The sequence below is a fragment of the Phocaeicola sp. RTP21198st1_B8_RTP21198_201120 genome (assembly GCF_040929485.1).
GTDB lineage: Bacteria > Bacteroidota > Bacteroidia > Bacteroidales > Bacteroidaceae > Phocaeicola > Phocaeicola dorei.
Genome location: NZ_JBCOCI010000140.1, coordinates 1 through 5,619 on the forward strand (window position 1 = coordinate 1; position 5,619 = coordinate 5,619).

Below are 5,619 nucleotides of genomic sequence, written 5' to 3' on the forward strand. Positions count from 1 at the left end.
ATCTGCAAATTCAGTAATGAGAGGACGTGTAAACGCAATAAGGACGTTCAAGGGCTTAGTTGCGGATTTGAGGAAAAGATGATTTTTCTAACGTTCATGAAGTTTGTGGAATGCAATCAGGACGATATATCAATAAGATAAAAGAAACGAACTTGAACCCCATTATAACAAAAAATGGTTGTATGTTATTTGAAGAAAGCATACTCTCTGTTGAATGCAAAAAAATATACTCCCACCAAATGTCTCAAATGAACTATGAAAATCATGAATTCCATTCAATGATTAAAGATAAAGGGAGTGACCATAAAATGTATATAGCAGAAATTATTGATATATGGGTAAATGATTAAGTAAAGTTGTTATTTAATATATTATAATAAAGTCAGTTATAATTTCTGCCAATTATTAGATCGCTAAAAGGCTTAGGGCTCTATAGCGATCTTTTTTGTTTATATCTTTCTAATGATGTAAGCATTCGGTAAACCACGTTACAAATTATGTGAATTAGTTCCGAATCGGTGCTATTCGTAGTTGATTCGTAACTAATAGTATCTATTCGGAACAAGTTTGATTGGATTTTGCCCAATTACGTGGTAGAAGTTCTGTCATATCCTTTTTATCCCTTTCATTATATGGGATTTTACTCAGGACATCTTCCAGCCAGATTCTAGGGTCTACTTCTGCAGACTTGCAGGAGGCTATCAGAGAGTACACCAAAGGGGCTTATGGCATTTTCTATGCGGTTGTCATCAATTTCTATTCTTCCGTCGTTTACGTATCTGGAAAGCCTTGGAAGAAGCGCGTACGTATATTCAATAGCTTTACCCATGCGGCTTTTAGGAAGCACTCTAAGATAAGCATCCTGCAGCCACTTTTCAAATTCAAGTATCAGCGGATAGGACTCACGGATACGTTTTTCCTTACGCTCTTCAGCTGTGAGTCCGGCTTAACCGGCATCAGACTCTACCTTGTACAGCCTACCGATGTAGTGAATCGCCTGTGTGACCAGCGTCCTGTTTTCTTCCAGGGCATCCACGTACTTCCTTCTGCCATGTGCCCAACAGCCGACCAGAGTGATTCCTTTCATCTGCTCAAACTGTTCGTAAGCTGCATAGCCATCGCATTGCACAATGCTACGGTAGCATTCCAGCAGTTCACGGGCTACCATACCCGAACGGCTGCCACGGTCATAATGGAACATGACGTCCCCCGTGACGCCATCGCGTACGCACCACTCATCCCCCTTTTTCGCCTTATGTTTCTCATTGTCCATCACAGGAATGACACTCTCGTCCACTTGCATATAATCACTGGAGAGTATCTTCTGTTTGAGCAGGTTGTACAGCAGCTTGCGTTTCTCCACCGCCATTTCATACCATCCGCACATGGTAGATTCGCTTATGCCAATTCCTGATTCGCGATACTGCTGTGTCAGACGGTAGAACGGGAGATGATACATGAACTTGCCGATGATAATGTCTGTCAGAACCGAGGAGCCTTCCATACATTTGCTGACCGGAACAAGAGGTAGCGGGTGAATCAGAATCTGCCTTTCCTCGGGGTATTTCTCCATATCGGATTTACTCATCACTTTGTGGCGGACGGTCTTCAGAATATATACTTTTACCAGAACACGTTCCAGGCGTAAACTCTCTTCCTTTCCGATTTCAATGAAATCATCCTTAAGCTTGCCTTCCTCGGCTGGTTGTCCCTTCGGGTAAAGATCAATAACCTCTACAGGCAGTGAGGAAGTGTCCAGAGACTACTTGCGGACCGGTTTTTCCTTTACTTTTATAGTCCTGGTGATTGCTTCTTCACTCTTGCAGACTTCCTCCTCAAGCCGGGATATTTTCATGGAGGACATTTCTTCCTTTGAGAACAGGAACAGCTGGTTGGGATCAAGCGGAAGACTCTTCTCGTTCATCCGGTCAAAGACTTTTTTCCGGAGCCAGTACAGGGATTGTTCCAGCGAGGAACCCCTGCTGATAAGCACCGCTTAATCCTGACGGAGCTTCTCATTTTCTTCCAATCAGGCTTTTTCCTGTTCTTCTGTAAGCATCTGCATCTCATTGTTTCACAATGTAAATATACTAAAATTCAATGATATACAAAAGCGAACGGAGTCAAAAAACGGTACTATTTTCGAAGCTTTTGCAGGTTTTCAAGTCTCGTGCGTCGCGAATCGCGGGCTTCCATGATACCCTCCACAATCATGACAAGTTCTCACCATTCTATATTTGCACAAACCTCATTATCGCTGGCAGAATCAGGCTTGCCTAAAGTGCCGGCTTCCAGAAGTTTGGAATACAGCACCATGCCGCCTGGCTCCCAATGTAGGAGTTTTATACGGTTACGGGCACGGTTTATGAAGATATACACGTTGCCGTTGCAGGGGTCCTGCCCCATGGCGTCTGTGATGATACCGCTGAGGGTATGGAAGCTTTTGCACATATCAGTCGGACGGTTATACAACAGATAGCGCATACTGTCATTAAGGCTGAACATGGTTGCAGGCCCAGATGATTGAAAACAGTTCATTTTCATTTAACTCACCGCAGATGCGTATGACACTACCAGCCGGTGTACGTATTTCCATCTCTTTCAATCCGCTTGGCGTGGCCGGTGTACTTTTCTGTTTCCGTCCGGTTGTACCGGCAAATGAAAGAACCGGAACAAAAGATCCGCTGTGTGGAAGCTCGATAAACTAACCTTGAGCCGTTTTACCCGATGATTGCTTGGCGGCATAACGGGATTTGCTGTCATAAAAACCCGCCATACAGGGATATTGAGTTCCTCTAATCTTGACTTATAAGTCACTTTGTACTCTTTACAGTAATTCATTATCTCTGCTACTTCTTCTCGTGTCATCATAACTTTGTTTTTTGAACGTAAAGTTAATGACGGAAGTTTGAAGAAAAAATGCGTGGTTTACCGGATGCTTACGCTTTTATACGCATTCAACTTTTAATAAAGCTGTTGTATAAGAAAACCGTCCACTTTCTGGTATAAATAAGTAAATTAATTCCCCATTTTTTAATTTGGATGAATTAAACAATTCATCAAGCATTATAAAAATACTTGCTGCTCCTACATTTCCTACATAACTAAGATTAGTAAACCATTTTTGTTCATCAAGTAACAATCCTTTTTCTTTCAGTTTATCTGCTAATTTGTCGTAGAAAAACATAGAAGAGATATGCGGAAGAAAATAGTCCACATCTGCAAAGTTCAGCTGGTGTTTCTTACAACTATTAGCTATATGTAGTACGGATTTCTCAACACCATACTCCGCCAATAATTTTATATTTTGCTTTATTGCAAAGATTGATTGCGTCTGCCAATCAACAGGGCGCATAGCCTTCCAACTAGTCCATTCTCCACTTGCAGTATTTTGTAATCCTTGTGACATACATACGTCAAGTTCATTTGCATAGGATACAGATTCGATCCATTTTATTTTTAATGATATTCCATCTGACGGCATATCTGACAACAATGCACATCCTGCACCATCAGATAACATCCATCTAAGAAAGTCTTTTTCAAATGCAATATATGGATTGGATTGAATTTGACTTATTGCTTTATATTCTTCCTCAAAGATGTTTGAACGAAGTAAGGGAGAAAATAATTCAGAGCCTCCACATATAGCATTATTTGTATGCCCAGATAATACGGATAAGAAACAATATTCTAAAGCATGGGCGGCAGAGCAACATACTCCAGAAGGAGATAAAATCGGAATCGGATTGCTGTCTTTTAGCAAACCATGAACCATTGATGTATGTGAAGGCATCATTTGGTCAGGCGTAGAAGTTCCACATGATAATAGTTGAATATCCTTAGCTGCAAATCCATCATCAAATAAGCCAGCAATAGCATTTGCCATGAGTTCCGCATTAGTATGGGTATAATTTCCACCTTTTATAGCATAATATCTTTGCTTAATCTGATTTTGACCGAGAATAATCCTCTTTATACGCGAAGAATGCCCTCCTATATACCCAAGGGAATCTTCCATTTCATCGTTTTCAACTGGTTCATTCGGTAAAAAACTAGATAATTTAGTAATATAAACATTTTTATCCATAATATAACATTAATAGTTTAATTAAACAAACAGTACATCCTGTCTATACCACAAAAATACTATTAATTATATACGAATAGATAAAACAGTATTTTATTTTGGAAAAATTAAGCTTTAATGCGCCAGTTTAAAATACAAATGCTGAAATTTTTCTAATAAACAATTCGTATCGTATCCATTAGGAGTAGTCATACTCATATAAGAATAACCATAATAAATTTCCATAAATGACAATTTTTCAACCTCGACATTTACACTATTTTTTATTTCCTGCTTTTCTATACCTAATAACAAAAGTTCTTTCCAATATTTTTTTTCTTTTTCTAAACGCTGCTGTGTTTCATTGGGGATTTCTTTCAAAAGATTCATGCAATTTGCAGCAATATAAATAAATGCACGATTTATATTTTGAATACCTATACTTGTGAAAAACTCCTGTTGCCGTTGTTTTGCAGCAATAAAATTTTTGATATTATCCCACATGCTTTTTGAAACATCTATTGTTGGTAAATCATACTCTTTATTAATAATAAACCTATCAATAATTGATGCCAATATCTCATTTTTAGATTTGAAATGATATAATATAGCCCCTCTACTTAATCCAGTTACTTTTTCTATATCAGTAAAAGTAATATCGCTAAAAGGTTTTGTGGCAAACAATTTAAAACTTTCCAACAGAATCTTCTGCTTACTAACATTATTCGGATCTTTATATCTCATAATACATAATATTTGTTACAAATTTAATAAAAACAAAAGAATCAATGGCACATAATTGCTTTTTTTTAACGCAAATACAAGATTACAAGAGAATTGTAATTTCATTTAAGAGACTGTTCAATATTCCCAATATAGGTGGATTTGTAATCTGGCATATTATTTATGTTATAGCAATATTTGAAACATTTAGCCAAAAACATATTTTCCAATATATCTGCTATTGAGCAAAAAATTATATTTCCACAAGATAATTTAGATTTTTCAGAAGATACTTGAATCCAACACTCTCTCTCTGCTTTCAATAAATTCCGCATATCTTCTTTGAAAGTAGGAAGGTATAAGTTTGCCTGTTCCGCTAGATGAAAAAATGCAGAATAAGGACTTATTGGAATACTTTCTTGCTCAAACCAATTTTGGATTTTATTTAAATGCTCGTTTTTCTTATCCCAATATTCCTCCAAAGAATGCACATTATTAGAATTAATAGGATAAAATATATTCAATGGGGAAAAAAAATATTGTTTAACAGCATCCTTGAATATTGCTTCTTTATCCTTAAAATGATAAAAGATAGCTCCCCTTTGTAACTTAGTGACCCGCTCCAACTCAGGAACTGTCACTTTTTCCACATTCTTCTGAAGAAATAATTTAAAAGCTTCCTTCAAAATAAGCTCTCTTGAATTTTCCACAGGTTTATTGAACCAATCTGTCTCTGCCATAACGATAAGGTAAATAGTTTATCCTTAATTCCGCAACACTATTATAAATTAAACTTTTTAAGTACCTGAGCAACAAAAAGTTGCTCA

7 protein-coding genes and 1 pseudogene are annotated in these 5,619 nt (G+C 37.3%); 1 reads left to right on the plus strand and 7 read right to left on the minus strand.

Going from position 1 to position 5,619, the window contains the following annotated elements; all coding sequences use genetic code 11:
- Positions 1-552: 552 nt before the first annotated feature.
- The 4 genes and pseudogenes from AB5935_RS23245 to tnpB all read right to left on the minus strand — a co-directional run bounded on the left by AB5935_RS23245 (position 553) and on the right by tnpB (position 2,538).
- The gene (locus AB5935_RS23245; protein ID WP_157447735.1) at positions 553-714 is read right to left on the minus strand and encodes a transposase domain-containing protein; all 162 of its coding nucleotides are present in this window, start codon (positions 712-714) and stop codon (positions 553-555) included.
- Positions 668-1,588, minus strand: a pseudogene (gene tnpC, locus AB5935_RS23250) (IS66 family transposase). The gene AB5935_RS23245 and the pseudogene tnpC overlap by 47 nt, the downstream one beginning before the upstream one ends.
- Positions 1,589-1,762: 174 nt before the next feature.
- Positions 1,763-1,993 (minus strand): hypothetical protein, encoded by a 231-nt coding sequence (locus AB5935_RS23255; RefSeq protein ID WP_259329058.1) that lies wholly within the window; start codon positions 1,991-1,993, stop codon positions 1,763-1,765.
- A gap of 230 nt (positions 1,994-2,223) precedes the next feature.
- Positions 2,224-2,538, minus strand: a complete 315-nt coding sequence (gene tnpB, locus AB5935_RS23260; RefSeq protein ID WP_225982619.1) for an IS66 family insertion sequence element accessory protein TnpB — start codon at positions 2,536-2,538, stop codon at positions 2,224-2,226.
- 26 nt (positions 2,539-2,564) lie between these two features.
- On the opposite strand from tnpB, the gene AB5935_RS23265 reads away from it, so the two are divergent.
- Positions 2,565-2,708, plus strand: a complete 144-nt coding sequence (locus AB5935_RS23265) for a hypothetical protein (RefSeq protein WP_153837237.1) — start codon at positions 2,565-2,567, stop codon at positions 2,706-2,708.
- A gap of 239 nt (positions 2,709-2,947) precedes the next feature.
- Here AB5935_RS23265 and AB5935_RS23270 read toward each other — a convergent pair whose 3' ends face one another.
- From AB5935_RS23270 to AB5935_RS23280, 3 genes are all read right to left on the minus strand, one after another.
- Positions 2,948-4,090, minus strand: coding sequence for a beta-ketoacyl-ACP synthase III (locus AB5935_RS23270; RefSeq protein ID WP_005836192.1), 1,143 nt, complete (start codon positions 4,088-4,090; stop codon positions 2,948-2,950).
- A gap of 114 nt (positions 4,091-4,204) precedes the next feature.
- Positions 4,205-4,813 (minus strand): TetR/AcrR family transcriptional regulator, encoded by a 609-nt coding sequence (locus tag AB5935_RS23275; protein ID WP_368327615.1) that lies wholly within the window; start codon positions 4,811-4,813, stop codon positions 4,205-4,207.
- Between the two features lie 101 nt (positions 4,814-4,914).
- Positions 4,915-5,532, minus strand: a complete 618-nt coding sequence (locus AB5935_RS23280; RefSeq protein ID WP_005836194.1) for a TetR/AcrR family transcriptional regulator — start codon at positions 5,530-5,532, stop codon at positions 4,915-4,917.
- Positions 5,533-5,619: the final 87 nt, after the last annotated feature.